Below are 14,307 nucleotides of genomic sequence, written 5' to 3'. Positions count from 1 at the left end.
TTCGGCTCGCTCCTCACTCCGGAACGCCCGAAGTGAGGTCGAGGAGGCTCTTGACCGTGTCCCTCTTTTCGCCGTTCATGAACAGTTCGGGAAGTTCGCTCAACGGGACGTGCCGGTCCACGAGTTCTGACGGAACGACGACGCGGTTGGCGCTGAGCCGCTGGGCTCGGTCCATCCAGCGCATGACGTCCCCCGTGCTGCGGTGGTGAAGGCTCAGGACGCGAAGGGCCCGGTAGTTCCAGGCCTCCATGTCGACCGTCCGGAGGCCCCTGCCCGATTGGTGGTAGCCCAGGATTCCGAGGGTCCCCGCGATCCCGGCGAGGCTGGTGGCCAGCTCCAGTCCGCCGGGGGAGCCCGTGGCCTCAACGACAAGCGGATTGTCGGCGAGCATGCTCTCAGGGATCTCTTCGGGAGCAAGGGCTGCTTCCGCACCCCAGCTGATGGCGAGGTCGCGGGTGCGCTTCCGAGGTTCGACGACGGTGACCGGGAGTCCGCGGCACACCATGAGACGAAGAGCGAGCAGGCCCATGAAGCCGGCCCCCACAAGGACGGCATGAGGTGTGCCTGCCAGGTCGAGCATCTCGACGCCTCCGATGGCACAGGCCAAAGGCTCCGAGAGGGCTGCGTCCGCCAGGGAACATCCGGGGTGGAGCGGGATGATCCGTTCCGACGGCACCTGGACTTCGGTGGCATACCCGTCGCTGATGTAGGCGGCGACCCGGGTTCCTTGGGGCAGCTTCGGATCTTCGCTTTCGCTGATGATGCCTGAGACCTCGTGTCCGAGGCGCGCCGGAAACGGGCCTTGGCCCTCCCTGACCATCGCGGTGTCGGAGTGGCAGATGCCCACATAGGCCACACGCACCCTGACATGGCCCGGGGCCAGCGGGAGCCGGGGAGCGTGGTCCAGCCGGACGTGGCCACGGCTGACGGCGGTGAGATGGCTGATGAGCTGGGAGCCTTCCGGCGTGCTCTTTGTGACGGTCAATTCGCTGCTCCTCCGAGACCGAGGTGCGGGCAATGCCTATTTGGATGCCTATTTGAAAGGTATAGGTGCATTTACCGTTTACGCAAGGGTCTCGTCGGCAGCGGCGATATGCGCTTGGTGAGATGTTGACCCATCGCGAAGCCCCGTGGTCTCCTGAAAGACACGGCCGTGCCAGCGGCCGGTTTCCAAACCCTGCAAAGGTAAGGAGTGACCATGGTCAGTGTCGACCGCCGGAACACGGTCCGCCGTCTGAATCGAGAAGACCCTTCGGATGACTTCCGCGAGGGGCCAGAGGAAAAGGCTTGGGACGAGGAAGACGGCCTCTTCGACAACGAGGAGATCGTCGTTACCGGATAGGAACGGCTCGCCGGATTGCGGGGATTTCAGGCGCCGCGGGGAACAGTTCCCCGCGGCGCCTTCTTCATCCGGAGAAGCCCCACTGCCCGCGCGATGATGAGCGCATTGAGCGCGAGGCCGACCGCCTGAAGACCGATCGAGGCCGTGCTGATCATGTACAGCACAGTGAGGACGACGGCGATCCCGGAGACCACGAGCGCCGCGATCAGGGGTGAGACGGACTCGGACCCACGGGCAACGATGTTCCAGATGCCGATCCCCGCGTAGCCGAGAGCCAGCACGCCGAACGTCACAATGATCGCGACGGCCATAGCCATAGCGCTCTGGGGCACGAAGCCCCCATTGGCCTCAATCGCTCTCGTCGCGCTCACGACAGCGACTGTATTCGTGAAGGCGTAGAAGCCGCAGGCGAGTGCGAGGACGAGCGAGGTGATCCCCAGGACGAGGCGCCAGCGTCGGGAAGTCTCCGCGTCCTCGGGAGAGAGCCGAGGTGGAGCCGCGAATGAGGATCCCGTCCCCGCCGACTCTGGGGAACTCCCAGCGCCGGGCTGGGGCGGCCATGGACGAGGGCCGGGTTGCTCGCTCATGCGGAATGCTCCTTCTCGGCTCGCCGGAGCACCTCCTGCGCCCCCACGAGCCGAGCATACTCGGCGAGCCGGGCGTCGTCGTGCCGTTACTCGCCGACGATTCGCCTCGCAGTCACCGCGACCGTCGCATAGGGCATCGTGAGCCTACCGCCCAGCTTGTCGATGGCTGTCCCGACGCGGTCCAAGACCGTCGCGAGCTTCTGGGGCGGCAGCTGGGTGAGGTTTCCGTGCGTGGGGAGCTGGTCCAGCCATTCGTCCTTCGAATACGTCCGTTCCCACTCGTACAGCCATTGCTCCGGCTCCGTGAAGCCGTGCGCTGCGCGGATGCCGTTTGCGATCTTGTCGAAGAGCGGCTGGTATGCCTCCACCGCTGGCTTCGAGCCGAGATTTGCCAGATTGAACGGGGAATCCGGGACAACTTCGAGGAAGGCTTCCGAGAGCGCTCTCAGGACGTCGGGTGGGTACTGGAAGACGTGGTGGAAAGGGGCGATCAAGCCCGCCGGCCGCAGGACTTCGGCGGCTTTGGCCGCTCCGGCGATCGGATCGACCCAGTGCCATGCCGTCCCGGCCACGACGGCGTCGAACTGCCGCCCAGCGGGCTCCCAGCCTTCGAACTTCGCAACTTCTACGTCGACCCCGTGCTCCCGCGCGAACGCCGCCATCCGCGCGTCGGGCTCGATGCCGAGGACCGTGCAGCCGGCGGCCTGGAACTGCCGGGCCTCGATGCCGGTGCCGCACCCGACGTCGAGCAGGGCGTTGCCGGGGCACGAGGCGATGACGCGCCGGATCAGCGCCTCGGGGTACGGCGGCCGTGAGCGAACATAGCGTGCGGGGTCGGAGCCGAAGGATTCGGCGATCTCCCGGTGCCGATGCGGTTCGGCTTTGACCTCAGGCGAGTCGTCACTCATGCGAACCAGTGTGCGCCCCTCACCCTTACGCAGCTGGCCAGAGAGTGGCCTCCGGCAGAGCAATCCGTTATAGGCTTACGGCGCTTCCTGCCCCGCCTCTGCGACCAGCCCGTGCACCACGGCGGCCACGGCTGCAGCCCCCGGCTGATCCATCACGATGCTGTAGTGGTTCGTATCGGGGACGTCGTGGACCCGCACCTCGGGGAAACGCGCCACGGCCCGCTGGAGGGCCTCATCCGAATAGAGCGGCGGCACCTGGTTGAGCATGCCCCGCTCGGCCCGCAGCAGCGTGGTCGGGCGGGGGAGCCGGGCCAGGGCGTCAAAGACGTCGGCACTGCCGAAGAGGTCGCGGTTGTCACCCGCGACCGCGTCGAGGCTCGTTGCCGGCCGCAGGCGCGGAGCATCCCCTTCGAGGTCGTAGAGCAGGTAGGCCTCCAGTTCGGGCGACCAAAGCGGGCCGAGCGCGGGGTGGGGCCGCCAGTAGTCGAGGTAGGCCTCCCGCGAAGGAAACTCCATGCGGAGCCGCTCGGCGGCCGGTCCGAGGACCGCGGCGAGGGCCTGCTGGGAGGTCAGGCCGGCGGGGATCTCGAGCGGCACGCCGCCGTCGACCAAGAGGAGGCGGGCAACCAGCTCCGGGTAGCGGTCCGCGAAGACGAGGGAGGCGAAGGCTCCCATGGAATGGCCGACGACGACGGCGGGCCGGCTTTCGTCGGCGCCTGCCGCCCTGAGCACCTCAGCAAGATCCTCGGCATGCTGGCCCATGCCCCACGGGCCGGGAAGCTCGCTGCTCCGTCCGCGCCCGCGCAGGTCCGGGGCGACGAGGCGAACGCCGCGCAGCTCCTTGGCCAGGGGAGCCCACGCGAGGTGCGAAGCGGTGATCCCGTGGACCGCGAGAACAAGAGGCACCTCGCCCGCGTCGGGACGCGCGCCGTCGTCGTTCGCGTCCCATTCGCCGACTCGTAGCAAGCCTCCGCGCACGTCGATGTCCCAAGTCCGGTAGTTCACCGCTGCTTCAGTCATGAGGCAAACGTACCGTCAGTGGCCCTGCGGCACGTCCGGGGCGGGTGGGCCGATGAGGCTCGGCGGTGGGGGATCGAAGGGCCCGTGGTCGTAGAAGCCGAGCACCTTCTGCATGTAGTACGCCCACTGCGGTCCCGCGATGTACGCGCCGTCGATCGCGGGCCAGAACCTGCCGTTGACCGTCACGTTGACTCCCGGGTGGTCTGCAGGATTGCCGAGGGCTTCTCCGAAGTACGACGCGGTGGAGAGGCCTCGCGTGTAGCCGATGAGCCAGGTCTCGCTGTTGTACTGGTCGGTGCCCGTCTTCGCCGCATCCGGCACGCCGAGGTAGATCGTGTGCCCCGCGTTGTCCTTGATGTTGTAGCCGGAGCCCTTCGTGAGGACGTCCTGGAGGACGTTGGTGACGGCCTCTGCCACGTCCGGCCTGAGGGCGTTCGGGTGGCACGTCTGCGCTTGTCCGCCGATCTTCTTGCCCTGGCTGTTCGTCACGCTCGTGATCGAGATCGGCACGCAGTACGTGCCGTCGCTCGCGAACGTCGCGTACGCGTTCGCCATCGTCAGCGGTGCCACGTTCATGCCGCCGAGCAGGTCGCCGAGGGTCGACATGTCGATCATCGTGCCGTGCCCCGCGCCGTCTTCCATGCCCAGCGCATCCGCCGCGCGCTGGATGTCGCAGAAGTCGTTGAGGCCGGCGGCGGTTGCGAACAGCGCGGTGTTGATCGACTGGTAGACGCCTTCGCGGACAGACATCGGCTCGTACCACCCGGGCTCGTCGTTCTGCAGGTCGGGCGCCGTGCCGAGGCTGACGGTGGCGTCGTCGTACGCTCCCGTGACCTTGGTGCACGTATCCCGCCACGGGTAGTTGAGCGGGTACACGCGGCGGGACGCGTCGACGAAGGTGTTCGTCGTCTTGCCTTCGGTGAGCCACGCGGCAAGCGTGATCGGCTTCATCGAGGACCCGGGCTGCATCCCGCCCGCGCCGCCGAGATCGTTCCCGTGCGCATCGGTCTTGTCGACGTTGAAGTTGTAGCTCGTGACGAAGTTTAGGCCTTGGCCCGGGAGCATCCGCGTGTTCTGGGCCATGGACAGGATCCGGCCGGTCCCCGGCTGGACCGTGACGATCGAGGTTCCCCACTTGTCCGGGTTGGCGCCCGCCGTCGCGTCGACCTGTGCCTGAGCGGGCCCCTGCAGGCGAGGATCGAGCGTCGTCGTGATGGTGAGGCCAGAGCGCATGACCGTCTGGAGCCGGTCGGCCTGGGTCGCGCCGTAGGCCGGGTCGTTGAGGACCTCGTGCAGCACGTAGTCGCAGAAGTACTGTGCCTGGGACGCGTACGCGCAGCCCTGCTTCGGTGGATTCAGCTTGAGCTGAAGCGGCGCCTTGACGGCGTCGTCGTGCTGTCTCTGGCTGATGTAGCCGTGCTCGAGCATCGCGTCGAGCACGAGGTTCCGGCGGCTGATGGCGTTGTCCGGATGCACTCTCGGGTCGTACACGGAGGGCCCGTTCACGAGGCCGGCAAGGAGCGCCGCCTGAGGGAGCGAGAGGTCTTTGGCGTGGACCGAGAAGAAATACTCGCTCGCGGCCTCGATGCCGTATGCGTTGTTATTGAAGAACACGAGGTTCAGGTAGCCCTGGAGGATCTGATCCTTCGTGTACTTCTGCTCAAGTGCGATCGCGAGCTTCATTTCGCGCAGTTTGTCCCCGATGGTCTTCTGGCCATTGAGGACGACGTCGGCGTTCGCGCCTTGGGCGATCACGTCCTCCTTGAGCACATTCGATACGTACTGCTGTGTGAGGGTCGAGGCCCCCTGTCGGTCGCCGCGGAAGTTGGCTATGAGGGCACGGATGATCCCTGTCGTGTCGATTCCGCCGTGCTCGTAGAACCGGTAGTCCTCCACAGCCACGATGGCGTTCTTGATGTCGGGGGACATCTGGTCGAGAGGCACCGAGGTCCGGTTCTCATCGAAGAGCGTTGCGATGGGGGAGCCGTCGGCCGCGAGGATCTTCGTCACCTGATCCGGAGGCGTCACAGTGAGCTGGCTCGGGAGGCTGTCGAAGAACTGGACCGAGCCGTTTGCTGCTGCCCACGTGACCGCAGCGGCGGGGGCCATGAGGCCCGCCGCAATCACCCCGCAGACCGCGCTGATGAGGAGGAACGCGAGCAGCTTCCCCAACCCTTTGGCCGTGCTCGAGGCAAAGCCCATGGCACGGATTATAGGAGCGGGCCTCGGCAGCCGAGGGGCGCGCAAATATCACAATCTGAAGGCGGATTTGTTGCGCCGGCGTGGGAGCCAGGGCCGGCCTGCGGCGGGCTCACCGGCGTCGCCCGGTCCACTCGAGCAGGCGCTCGAGCGGCCATGTCGTCACGATCCGATCCGCGGGAACCCCGTTCGCGGCGGCACGTGCCGCACCGTACTGCAGGAAGTCGAGCTGGCCGGGGGCGTGCGCGTCACTGTCGATGCTGAAGAGGCAGCCGGCATCCAGCGCCCGCTGGATGAGATCGTCGGGCGGGTCCTGCCGCTCGGGGCGGGAATTGATCTCCACCGCGACCCCGTTCTCGGCGCACGCGGCGAAGACGCGTGCGGCGTCGAATTCGGACTCGGGCCGGCTCCCTCGCGAGCCGGTGACGAGCCGTCCCGTGCAGTGGCCGAGCACGTCGGTGTGCGGATCCTCAATGCCCCCGAGCATCCGCCGGGTCATGACCCGGCTCTCCGAGCGGAGCTTCGAGTGGACGCTCGCCACGACGACGTCGAGGCGGTTGAGCATCTCGGGTTCCTGATCGAGTGTCCCGTTCTCGAGGATGTCCACCTCGATGCCGGCGAGCAGGCGGAAGCTGCCGTCCCCACCGGCGTTGAAGGCGTCCACGAGGTCGAGTTGCTGCGAGAGGCGCTCCGAGCTCAGGCCGTTGGCGATCGTGAGGTTCGGCGAGTGGTCCGTCAGCCCGAGGTACTCCCGGCCGAGGAGGCGAGCTGCTTGGGCCATGGTCTCGATGGGGGAGCCCCCGTCCGACCAGTCGCTGTGGCTGTGCAGGTCTCCCTTGAGGAGCGCGTGCAGTTCCCCGCCCCCAGCGTCCAACGGCTGCTTGGCCCGCTCCCGGAGCGCTTGGAGGTAATCGGGTACCGTGCCCTCGGTGGCCTGGACGATCACCTCGAAGGTGCGGTCCCCGATCCCTTTCATCCGCCGGAGGCGACCGTCGTGCGCTCGGGCCGCTACGTCGTCGTCCGTCAGCGGCGAAATTGCGGCGGCCGCGTTGCGGAACGCCTTGACCTTGAAGCTCGGCGCGAGCTCCCGCTCGAGCCAGAAGGCGATCTCATTCAGGGCATCGACTGGATCCATGTGCCCATATTGCCCGCCACGCGGGTGACTTGATCGTTTGGCACTGCCGCAGCCCCACATTAGGCTTACGTCTAGGACGGCGTGGGATCCGGCCGCATGAGCGGCCACGGCGCTGCCCGGGAAAGGCAGCACCATGGCTACAGGCACCGTCAAGTGGTTCAACAGCGAGAAGGGCTACGGCTTCATCGCCCCCGATGACGGCTCGGCGGATCTGTTCGCCCACTACACGCAGATCGAAGGCCGCGGCTTCAAGAACCTCGAAGAAGGCCAGAAGGTCGAGTACGAAGTCGGCCAGGGCCAGAAGGGCCCGCAGGCGCAGAGCATTCGCCCTCTCTGACGAGAGAGAGCTAGGAAAAGGAGGGACCCCCGCGGGGGAATCCCTCCTTTTCCGTGCCCGATTTCCGTGGCTGATTTCCGTGCCCGGAGCTGCCTTGCTCTTGGCGCGGCTGAGCTCTGTGCAAGGCTTTCCACAGCTTCTGCGAAATTGCGGCCGACGCCGCCCAACGTCCCCTTAGCGTCGATGAAGGGAAGCGTGCAGCAGTGCGAGCTTCCGGATTCTCGACCCGAAGGGGGCGTTACCCATCAGGAAACTGCTCTCCGCCGTCGGACTCGCGCTGCTTGTCGCAGCCGGGCTCTTCACCGGCGCCAGCGCCGCCACGGCGGCACCATCAGCACAGGCTCTCGAACACTCCGCCAAGGTGTGTTCGCTCCCCGCCGCGGGGCAGGCAGCGTGCACGGCCCGCATCGTCACCGATGTGAAGGGCCATCCGCTCACGACGACGGCGCCGCCCGCCACCGCGCTCACGCCCGCGCAGCTCCAGAGCGCGTACAAGCTCACCGGGGCCTCCTCGGGCGGCCGCACGGTCGCGATTGTGGACGCCTACGGCTACCCGAACCTCGCGAACGACCTCGCGAACTACCGCAAGCAGTTCGGCCTGCCCTCGTGCACTGTCAGCACGGGCTGTCTCCGCATCCTCAACGAGTCGGGCGGCACCACTCCGCCGGCCTTCAACCTCGGTTGGGCCCAGGAGCAAGCGCTCGACGTCGACGCCGTCTCGGCGGCTTGCCCGGACTGCAAGATCGTCGTCGTCCAGGCGTCGTCGACCTCGTTCACCGATCTCGGCACCGCCGAGCAGACGGCAGCGAAGCAGCCCGGCGTCGTCGCCATCTCGAACAGCTACGGCGGCTCTGATGCCGCCGATGCGACTTACGGGAAGTACTACAACTTCCCGGGCATCGCGGTCACCGCAAGCGCGGGAGACAACGGCTACCAGGGCGCGGCCTACCCCGCGACGTCGAGCTACGTGACCGCCGTCGGCGGCACTTCGCTCGTGAAGTCCTCGACGGCGCGCGGTTGGTCGGAGAGTGTCTGGAGCGGAACCGGCTCGGGCTGTTCGTCGTACAACACTGCGCTCGCTGCTGCTGCCACAGTTGGAACCGGCTGCGCGAAGCGGGCGATGAATGACGTCGCGGCCGTCGCCGACCCGAACAACGGCGGCCTCGCGGTCCTCTACCCGACCTCGAGCACGGCATCCTCGTGGGGCCAGTTCGGTGGAACGAGCGAGGCCTCGCCCATCATCGCCTCCGTGTACGCGTTGTCCGGCAACACCGGGTCCAAGACGAGCGGGACCTACGCGAACAGCATCCCGTACGCTCACACGGCGTCGCTCTTCGACGTAACTTCCGGCAGCAACGGCACCTGCACGACCACTCAGTGGTGCACAGCCCGCGCCGGGTGGGACGGTCCGACCGGTCTTGGCAGCCCGAACGGGACTGGCGCTTTCTAGAAGGGTGTAGTTCTAGAAGCGCGTGGTTCTACAAGCGCGTAGTTCTACAAGCCTCGAGCAGTTGCGCGTGGCTTTGCCGAAGCTGGGTAGCGGACCACCATGCTGCAGCCCTTCATTGCCTCTCTGGTGGAACAGGTCGTCGCCTCGCCTGAGGACCCCCTGCTCGCGGGCGAAGGCACGTCCGTTCCCGAGGGGGACCGCTGCGAGTCGATCTTCGGCCTCTACGCGGCAGGGGTGCCACTGGGCGAGATCGCCCAGATCCTCGGCTGCAGCGTCCTGACAGCGCAGGACGATATTGAGCAGGCACGGGGCAGGCGGCCCGTGCTCGCGAACCATGACGATCGGGTGGCGTGGGAACTCCACCGGGCGGTGGTGGACAGGCTGCGTGACGATCCAGCGCCTGTGGTCACCGCCGCCCGGGTTCGTCTCGAGGAGCTGCGCGCGGGCGACGACGGGGGGCAGGCTACGCGGGAGGCCGCCCAGTTCTCGGAGTGGGGGCGGCTGCTCGAAGGGGATACCGAGTCCCTCATCGACTCGATGCTTGCTCCCGGCGAACAGGGCGCTCAGCTGCGGAGTGCGACGCCGTTCGCGGACGTCCTGACGACCGACGAGCGGCTCGCAGCAATCCGCAAGGCTTCGGTTCCCGCGCCTCTCTGATGGGCTGCGCCTCTCGGATGGGCTGCGGGCTTGCGCTGCGCTCAGCCGGGGCGCCGAGCAGCGCCGTCCAGGCCATGGCCTTCAACGCGGACCTCACGCCGCCGTCGTCGACCGCCAGTGGGGCGATGGGCCGGTAGCTGATCATTCCTGCCTCCCTGAGTCCAGTGGTTCCAAGTTCCACTGTCCTCGGCCCGCGTGTCTGTGGGCTTTGGGAAGGCTTTTCCTTGGCTGTGTGCGCCTCGGTGTCGGCTGCTTCTAAACAGCAGGCGTTCTAAACTGCAGGCGTTCTACATAGCAGGCGGGAAGCGCCGCGGCTGGCGCCGGCGCCGCCGCGAAAGCCAACGACTGCGCGGGACGAGATGCTCCGACGGGTCCGAGGCGGCCGCTCTCACGGGAGGCGGGATGGCTGCGGCCATCTCCTCGAGCGGTGCGACCACCCCGGACCTGAGGAGGTCCCTCACAACTGGACACGGCCAAGGTTGGCCGCAGCCCTCGCAAGGGTCACCGACGCGGGCGCTGGAGGGCCGGTGGCTCTCGGCGGCCGGCTCCCACACTTCGGCCTCAACGGACGAGCGCAGCGACCCGCTGCGTTTGGCGGCTCGCAGCCGCACAAGGATCTCCTCGTAGATGTGCTCTGCCAGCAGGGGGTCCATGACCGCCCCTTACCCGTGTCGGAGGAGCAGTCACATCATTCCGGCGTGCCGAGCTGACCCTCGTCCTCCTCAGGCTCAGCTCCGCTACCGCCCGCGGCCCCGTGCTCCATAGCGGCACGAGTCTCCGGGCTGTCCGTGTCGTCCGGGAACGGCTCCGTCTGGCGGAAGTCCTCGACGTGCCCCGGCCGACCGCTGCGGATCGTGCCCTGGTCCTCGTGCTTCATCTCGTCGTCCAGCTGCGGGCCGTGCTTGTTGCTGCCGCGCTCGATCATGACGCTCTCCTTCCACTTGGGCTCTTCACGTCCCCGTGGGTTACCCGCCCGGCGGCGCTGCCAAGCGGGGCTGGGCGAGCCGGTTCAGTCCTCTCGCCACCCCAACCGGGTCGGGCGCGGACCCGTGAGCCTCGCGGAGAGCGGGTCGGCGGGATCGAGCGATTCGAGAAAACCACGAAGGCGAAGTGCGCTCGCGAGCTCGGCCTCCGGGTCGGCCCCCGCGGGCGGGTCGACGGGCTCCACCTGCAGCGCGAGCGTCCCTTCCCGCTGCTCGACTTCAAGCTCGAGCGCTTCAATGGGGGCGATGCGCCGGGCGAGGGCCACGGCGCGGGCGACATGCGGTGGAATGCACTCCGCGACGATGGCCGCGTGGTGTTCGAGCCCGGGGAGCCGCTGCCGTTCGACCGCCCAGTGCGCGAGAGCGCGCAGCACCTGGTCTTCGTCCGCCTCGCCGAGCTGGACTTCTACAACGTGCCGCGCGCCGTCGTTCGGGCTCGCGAGGAGGACGGCGAAACGATCGGGCTCGGGGTGCTGCACCACGCGTTCGAGGACCGGGGCGGTCATGCCGACGGCGACGAGCGCGGGCGTCTGCTCGATGTGCTTGAGGAGCGTCATTGCGTCCAGCTGCGGAGGTGTCGTGTCCACGGGGCGATCCTATGCTGGCGCGACGCAGAAACCTCTAGCCCGGCGTGAAGAAGTCTTTGACGTTTTCGACAAAGTCTTCGGTCTTCTTCTTGGCTATCCCGTGTGCGACCTTCTCTGCCGTGCTGTCGATGGCCTTTACGGCGAGCTCGGGAGCACCGTTGCCCTCGGTCTGCTTGGCGAGGTCGAGCCTGTTGGTGGCCTCGGCATAGCGCAGATACGTGTCGACGCTTGCCACGACGAAGCGCGCGTCGACTGTGAGGACGTCGATCCCGAGCAGGGAGAGCTGCACGTAGGCGTCAATGACGAGGCCCTTGTCCAGGATGACGTTGAGCACGTCGGCGAGCGAACTCGAGTGCGGCCGGTCGAGATAGCCGCCTGACCGCTGAGACGGTTCGGATCGACGCGCCGCTCCGGCTGGCTCTGCCACCTCGTTCATGGTCAGCCCGCTTCCTTGAGGAGCACGCGGTGGTCGCTGCTGCCCGCTCGAACTCTGCTGCCTGCCAGTATCCCGCCAACGGGTGATTCGCACGATGGCGGCCTAAGCCGACCTTCCCGATTCGAGAATGCGACGGGTACTTCGCCATCCGCGATGCCCTCCACGCCTGAGCCTGGCCCCGCGGCCGCTCCGCTCCTTGGAGTCCGGCCTACGAGTTGGCTGGGAGATCTTGGCTGGGGAGATCTTCGTTTGGGAAAATGCGCTGGGCTCAGAGCCGTGCGGGGGAGGCGAAGGGAATCCGGTCCGGAGAGATCTCGACGCCCTCCCACGGCTTCGCGGGATCCGGAAGCCGGACCTGAGCGAGCTGGACGATGCGCTGCCGCCGGCGGCCTGATGCCGTCGTCCACACAACCCGCGCGGACTGTACCCCCGCTGCAACCAGGTAACAGTGCAGTTCGGCGTTGTGCCCGTCGACGATGACCTTGCGGTCTCCAGCGAGTGCGCGTCTCATGTCCTCCTTCGGACCCAGGTCTTGCCTCATGCGCAGGCCCTCGGCGAGGTTGCGGAGTTCTCCCGGTAGCGACGAACGGCCATCTCCAACGCGAGCCGCGCCACTTCGCGCAGCTCGTCTGCCTCGCCCATGCGCTCTCCCCGGAGCTCTTCCGCGCGCTCCGCGGTGGTCGAAGCGGACGGGCCGAGTACCACCCGGTCAATCAGCTGAATCACTGCGTCCTCCTACTTGCCGACGGGGTCCGGCGCCTTGCCGGCCCTCCCTGAGACAGAACGGTCTGTCTGTGAAGAACTTTCTACATGTAGACAGACCTGTCTGTCCAGTCTTGCGCTACGATGGCTCTCATGGACGCTCGGGATGAGACTCGCGCGGCCACCGGCCGAAAGGCGGGTGCGCGTGAAAGGATTCTGGACACTTCGTATGAGCTCTTCGCCCGGCGCGGGATCCGTGACGTCGGCGTAGACGAGATCATCACCCGGTCGGGGGTTGCCAAGGCCACCTTCTATCGACATTTCCCTTCGAAGGACGCGCTCGTCTTGGCGTACTTGGACCGCTGGTTTACGGCGCGGAGCGCGGCCGTTGACGCAGCGACGAAGAGCGGCGAGAGCCATGACGAACCCCTGCTCGCGGTGTTCGGCGTGCTGGACGACTGGTTCCAACGCGGAAGGGCGGAAGCTAGCGCGTTCCTCCACGTCATGATCGAGATGGGCCCGGATCATCCCTTGGGCCGTGCCAGCATCGAATACCTCACCCGGACGCGGGAGCAGTTGGCGTCAATTGCCGCGGCCGCGGGACTCGACGACCCCGAGGGCTTTGCGTGGTCGTGCCACATCCTGATCAAAGGTGCCATGGTGGCGGACACGGAGGGCGACACTCGCGCCGCGGAACGCGCCCGCCTCATGGCGAGCCTGCTCATTGATCACCACCGTCAACGCCAGCGGAGTCAGGAAGGCCAGCCCAGTCAGGAAGGCCAGCCCAGTCAGGAAAGCCAGCCCAGTCAGGAAAGCCAGCTGGCTGACGAAGGGCAGCATCTCGCCCCTTTTCCGCACGCGGAGGCGGCGTCCGAGGCGGAGCATCGGCTCACGAGGCGTACCCGACTCGCAAGGTCCAAAGCGACACTGAGCTCAGCTGACGCAAACTGAGGCGGTCGGCGCAGGAGCCGCGGTGCACAGGCAGGCCTAAGCGGCCGAGGCGGCCTTCCGCGGCAGCGCGCCCGCACCCGGCCCCAGATGGCTGTAATCTCCGTACACCTCGACGCCGTAGCGGGTGGCGGCGCTCTCCACCCAGGCGCAGGGCCACGGGCGGCTGCAGAAGCAGAGGCCGGCGCCTACGGTCTGGCACGGAGAATGATTGGCCCTCACGAGGTGGTAGTCGGTCTGAGCGCGCTCATCTTCCGGGCACAGGGCCCTCTGGATGTCGATGCGCCTGCGGAGTTCAAGCAACCAATCGTGAGGCACGACCGACAGGCTACACAGCCGAGATGGACAGAATGTGACATGCCGGTGGCGCTGTGAGGAAGATCACTTACATTTCGGACGGCGAAGACGGTTGCCCAGTGAGCGATGGGGCGTGGGAGAATCGTAGTCGACTCACACGTGGCTGCAACTCAAGGGGACACATGACACGCCAACTTTTCGGAGCGCAGGGTGTGCTCCTTCCGGACGGCACGCGTTTGGTACGCGAAACGATCATCGGGTCGGGGCAGCGTCTGGCTCTCGCTGCCGACCACGCCGTGCTCGAGCGCGTGAAGTCGCACCGCACCCTCGCCAAGGTCCTCAACGTTGCCAGCCGCGTCCTCGTCGTCGCCATCGGCCTCGCGCTCGCCTATGTCGTCGTGACGAATAGGATCAGCGTCATCGCAGCGGCGCTCTTCGCCGTCGTGCTCCTCTTCGTGCCCGATCTGTTCCGCCGCGTCGACGTGTTCCTGACGGCGCTGCGCAACCGCACTGCTGCGGGTCTCGTCATGGCCGAGGCCTTCTTCGAGCACGCCGGGGCACATCTGCAGGCGCTCTCCCGTGAGGAGCAGCTGGGGCGCTACTTCGCTCTGCTCGTGAGTGGCGAGGATCGCGCCGCGAAGCGACTGGTCGTCGTCGTAGCTTGTGAGCATCACGCAGGGGAGCGACGGGTCGACGGCATGCACGTCCCGGCACACCTC

Annotated in this window: 19 protein-coding genes; 6 read left to right on the top strand and 13 right to left on the bottom strand. The window is 67.1% G+C overall.

What is annotated here, in order from left to right; translation table 11 throughout:
* Positions 1 to 13 precede the first annotated feature (13 nt).
* The gene (locus LK10_RS04815) at positions 14 to 985 is read right to left on the bottom strand and encodes an alcohol dehydrogenase catalytic domain-containing protein (RefSeq protein WP_043120615.1); all 972 of its coding nucleotides are present in this window, start codon (positions 983 to 985) and stop codon (positions 14 to 16) included.
* A gap of 213 nt (positions 986 to 1,198) precedes the next feature.
* Between LK10_RS04815 and LK10_RS21740 the strand changes: the two genes are divergently transcribed.
* Positions 1,199 to 1,342: a hypothetical protein gene (locus LK10_RS21740; protein ID WP_156144039.1), complete on the top strand. Its 144-nt coding sequence runs from the start codon at positions 1,199 to 1,201 to the stop codon at positions 1,340 to 1,342.
* Positions 1,343 to 1,368: 26 nt separating this feature from the next.
* Here LK10_RS21740 and LK10_RS04810 read toward each other — a convergent pair whose 3' ends face one another.
* The 5 genes from LK10_RS04810 to LK10_RS04790 form a co-directional block, all read right to left on the bottom strand.
* Positions 1,369 to 1,929 carry a hypothetical protein gene (locus LK10_RS04810; RefSeq protein WP_043120613.1) on the bottom strand — a complete coding sequence of 187 codons (561 nt, stop codon included), beginning with the start codon at positions 1,927 to 1,929 and terminating at the stop codon, positions 1,369 to 1,371.
* Between the two features lie 86 nt (positions 1,930 to 2,015).
* On the bottom strand, positions 2,016 to 2,837 hold the full coding sequence (locus tag LK10_RS04805) for a class I SAM-dependent methyltransferase (protein ID WP_081998282.1): 822 nt from the start codon (positions 2,835 to 2,837) through the stop codon (positions 2,016 to 2,018).
* Between the two features lie 75 nt (positions 2,838 to 2,912).
* The gene (locus LK10_RS04800; RefSeq protein WP_043120611.1) at positions 2,913 to 3,857 is read right to left on the bottom strand and encodes an alpha/beta fold hydrolase; all 945 of its coding nucleotides are present in this window, start codon (positions 3,855 to 3,857) and stop codon (positions 2,913 to 2,915) included.
* 15 nt (positions 3,858 to 3,872) lie between these two features.
* The gene (locus LK10_RS04795) at positions 3,873 to 6,059 is read right to left on the bottom strand and encodes a transglycosylase domain-containing protein (protein WP_043120610.1); all 2,187 of its coding nucleotides are present in this window, start codon (positions 6,057 to 6,059) and stop codon (positions 3,873 to 3,875) included.
* Positions 6,060 to 6,168: 109 nt separating this feature from the next.
* Positions 6,169 to 7,191 carry a PHP domain-containing protein gene (locus LK10_RS04790; protein ID WP_043120609.1) on the bottom strand — a complete coding sequence of 341 codons (1,023 nt, stop codon included), beginning with the start codon at positions 7,189 to 7,191 and terminating at the stop codon, positions 6,169 to 6,171.
* 133 nt (positions 7,192 to 7,324) lie between these two features.
* On the opposite strand from LK10_RS04790, the gene LK10_RS04785 reads away from it, so the two are divergent.
* From LK10_RS04785 to LK10_RS04775, 3 genes are all read left to right on the top strand, one after another.
* Positions 7,325 to 7,528, top strand: coding sequence for a cold-shock protein (locus LK10_RS04785; RefSeq protein WP_043120608.1), 204 nt, complete (start codon positions 7,325 to 7,327; stop codon positions 7,526 to 7,528).
* Between the two features lie 361 nt (positions 7,529 to 7,889).
* The gene (locus tag LK10_RS04780; RefSeq protein WP_197061853.1) at positions 7,890 to 8,978 is read left to right on the top strand and encodes a S53 family peptidase; all 1,089 of its coding nucleotides are present in this window, start codon (positions 7,890 to 7,892) and stop codon (positions 8,976 to 8,978) included.
* Between the two features lie 99 nt (positions 8,979 to 9,077).
* The gene (locus LK10_RS04775) at positions 9,078 to 9,635 is read left to right on the top strand and encodes a hypothetical protein (RefSeq protein WP_043120605.1); all 558 of its coding nucleotides are present in this window, start codon (positions 9,078 to 9,080) and stop codon (positions 9,633 to 9,635) included.
* Positions 9,636 to 9,922: 287 nt separating this feature from the next.
* On the opposite strand, the gene LK10_RS04770 is transcribed toward LK10_RS04775, so the two are convergent.
* The 6 genes from LK10_RS04770 to LK10_RS04745 form a co-directional block, all read right to left on the bottom strand.
* Positions 9,923 to 10,288 carry a hypothetical protein gene (locus LK10_RS04770; RefSeq protein WP_043120603.1) on the bottom strand — a complete coding sequence of 122 codons (366 nt, stop codon included), beginning with the start codon at positions 10,286 to 10,288 and terminating at the stop codon, positions 9,923 to 9,925.
* A 35-nt stretch (positions 10,289 to 10,323) separates the two neighbouring features.
* Complete coding sequence (locus LK10_RS04765; RefSeq protein WP_043120601.1) at positions 10,324 to 10,560, bottom strand: hypothetical protein; 237 nt, start codon at positions 10,558 to 10,560, stop codon at positions 10,324 to 10,326.
* Between the two features lie 84 nt (positions 10,561 to 10,644).
* Complete coding sequence (locus LK10_RS04760) at positions 10,645 to 11,205, bottom strand: hypothetical protein (RefSeq protein ID WP_043120598.1); 561 nt, start codon at positions 11,203 to 11,205, stop codon at positions 10,645 to 10,647.
* A 34-nt stretch (positions 11,206 to 11,239) separates the two neighbouring features.
* A complete protein-coding gene (gene gvpJ / locus LK10_RS23110) occupies positions 11,240 to 11,641 on the bottom strand; it encodes a gas vesicle protein GvpJ (RefSeq protein WP_081998280.1) in 402 nt (133 codons plus the stop codon).
* A 268-nt stretch (positions 11,642 to 11,909) separates the two neighbouring features.
* The gene (locus LK10_RS04750) at positions 11,910 to 12,152 is read right to left on the bottom strand and encodes a hypothetical protein (protein ID WP_043120596.1); all 243 of its coding nucleotides are present in this window, start codon (positions 12,150 to 12,152) and stop codon (positions 11,910 to 11,912) included.
* Between the two features lie 26 nt (positions 12,153 to 12,178).
* Positions 12,179 to 12,367 carry a hypothetical protein gene (locus tag LK10_RS04745; RefSeq protein WP_043120594.1) on the bottom strand — a complete coding sequence of 63 codons (189 nt, stop codon included), beginning with the start codon at positions 12,365 to 12,367 and terminating at the stop codon, positions 12,179 to 12,181.
* A 129-nt stretch (positions 12,368 to 12,496) separates the two neighbouring features.
* Between LK10_RS04745 and LK10_RS22815 the strand changes: the two genes are divergently transcribed.
* Complete coding sequence (locus tag LK10_RS22815) at positions 12,497 to 13,294, top strand: TetR/AcrR family transcriptional regulator (protein WP_156144038.1); 798 nt, start codon at positions 12,497 to 12,499, stop codon at positions 13,292 to 13,294.
* A gap of 36 nt (positions 13,295 to 13,330) precedes the next feature.
* Here the strand turns inward: LK10_RS22815 and LK10_RS04735 are convergent, their stop codons facing one another.
* Positions 13,331 to 13,609 carry a hypothetical protein gene (locus tag LK10_RS04735; protein ID WP_043120593.1) on the bottom strand — a complete coding sequence of 93 codons (279 nt, stop codon included), beginning with the start codon at positions 13,607 to 13,609 and terminating at the stop codon, positions 13,331 to 13,333.
* A 161-nt stretch (positions 13,610 to 13,770) separates the two neighbouring features.
* Here LK10_RS04735 and LK10_RS22995 point away from each other — a divergent pair.
* The coding region (locus tag LK10_RS22995; RefSeq protein ID WP_043120591.1) for a hypothetical protein at positions 13,771 to 14,307 on the top strand (537 nt) is incomplete at its 3' end.

The sequence above is a fragment of the Sinomonas humi genome (assembly GCF_000802235.1).
Classification (GTDB): Bacteria; Actinomycetota; Actinomycetes; order Actinomycetales; family Micrococcaceae; genus Sinomonas; species Sinomonas humi.
Note: the sequence above shows the minus strand (reverse complement) of the source record. Positions and strands in the feature narration are given on the sequence as shown.

What these genes read in the sequence shown, in the direction of transcription:
- LK10_RS21740 (WP_156144039.1), top strand. Translation starts at nt 1,199, where the DNA reads ATGGTCAGTGTCGACCGCCGGAACACGGTCCGCCGTCTGAATCGAGAA.
- LK10_RS04810 (WP_043120613.1), bottom strand. Translation starts at nt 1,929, where the DNA reads ATGAGCGAGCAACCCGGCCCTCGTCCATGGCCGCCCCAGCCCGGCGCT.
- LK10_RS04805 (WP_081998282.1), bottom strand. Translation starts at nt 2,837, where the DNA reads ATGAGTGACGACTCGCCTGAGGTCAAAGCCGAACCGCATCGGCACCGG.
- LK10_RS04800 (WP_043120611.1), bottom strand. Translation starts at nt 3,857, where the DNA reads ATGACTGAAGCAGCGGTGAACTACCGGACTTGGGACATCGACGTGCGC.
- LK10_RS04795 (WP_043120610.1), bottom strand. Translation starts at nt 6,059, where the DNA reads ATGGGCTTTGCCTCGAGCACGGCCAAAGGGTTGGGGAAGCTGCTCGCG.
- LK10_RS04790 (WP_043120609.1), bottom strand. Translation starts at nt 7,191, where the DNA reads ATGGATCCAGTCGATGCCCTGAATGAGATCGCCTTCTGGCTCGAGCGG.
- LK10_RS04785 (WP_043120608.1), top strand. Translation starts at nt 7,325, where the DNA reads ATGGCTACAGGCACCGTCAAGTGGTTCAACAGCGAGAAGGGCTACGGC.
- LK10_RS04775 (WP_043120605.1), top strand. Translation starts at nt 9,078, where the DNA reads ATGCTGCAGCCCTTCATTGCCTCTCTGGTGGAACAGGTCGTCGCCTCG.
- LK10_RS04770 (WP_043120603.1), bottom strand. Translation starts at nt 10,288, where the DNA reads ATGGACCCCCTGCTGGCAGAGCACATCTACGAGGAGATCCTTGTGCGG.
- LK10_RS04765 (WP_043120601.1), bottom strand. Translation starts at nt 10,560, where the DNA reads ATGATCGAGCGCGGCAGCAACAAGCACGGCCCGCAGCTGGACGACGAG.
- gvpJ (WP_081998280.1), bottom strand. Translation starts at nt 11,641, where the DNA reads ATGAACGAGGTGGCAGAGCCAGCCGGAGCGGCGCGTCGATCCGAACCG.
- LK10_RS04750 (WP_043120596.1), bottom strand. Translation starts at nt 12,152, where the DNA reads ATGAGACGCGCACTCGCTGGAGACCGCAAGGTCATCGTCGACGGGCAC.
- LK10_RS22815 (WP_156144038.1), top strand. Translation starts at nt 12,497, where the DNA reads ATGGACGCTCGGGATGAGACTCGCGCGGCCACCGGCCGAAAGGCGGGT.